Origin of the sequence: Klebsiella sp. CN_Kp104 (genome assembly GCF_040064515.1) — a bacterium.
Lineage (GTDB): Bacteria > Pseudomonadota > Gammaproteobacteria > Enterobacterales > Enterobacteriaceae > Klebsiella > Klebsiella aerogenes.
Genome location: NZ_JBEAII010000025.1, coordinates 1 through 565 on the forward strand (window position 1 = coordinate 1; position 565 = coordinate 565).

Annotated in this window: 2 tRNA genes; both read left to right on the forward strand. The window is 48.0% G+C overall.

The features are described from left to right. Positions 1-101 precede the first annotated feature (101 nt). Positions 102-178: transfer RNA gene (locus ABLU80_RS13525), tRNA-Ile, on the forward strand. A gap of 106 nt (positions 179-284) precedes the next feature. Continuing rightward, positions 285-360, forward strand: a tRNA-Ala gene (locus tag ABLU80_RS13530). Positions 361-565: the final 205 nt, after the last annotated feature.

Sequence of the window (565 nt, forward strand, 5' to 3'; positions counted from 1 at the left end):
AGGGGAACCTGCGGTTGGATCACCTCCTTACCTTAAAGAACCTGCCTTTGTAGTGCTCACACAGATTGTCTGATGAAAATACAGCAGTAAGTAATCTCTGCAGGCTTGTAGCTCAGGTGGTTAGAGCGCACCCCTGATAAGGGTGAGGTCGGTGGTTCAAGTCCACTCAGGCCTACCAAATTCGCTCTCGTGCTTTGTTGTGGCAAAGCTCGCATACTTCAGTATGCTTCGCTTCACCACGCCGCGCCCGAAAACGAATTAAGGTTAAAAGAGATTCATTCGATGGGGCTATAGCTCAGCTGGGAGAGCGCCTGCTTTGCACGCAGGAGGTCTGCGGTTCGATCCCGCATAGCTCCACCATCCTTACTGCAAAAAACAAGAAAACTTCAGAGTGTACCTGAAAAGGTTCACTGCGAAGTTTTGCTCTTTAAAAATCTGGATCAAGCTGAAAATTGAAACGACACACAGTTAATGTGTGTTCGAGTCTCTCAAATTTTCGCAATCAGAAGTGAAACATCTTCGGGTTGTGAGGTTAAGCGACTAAGCGTACACGGTGGATGCCCTG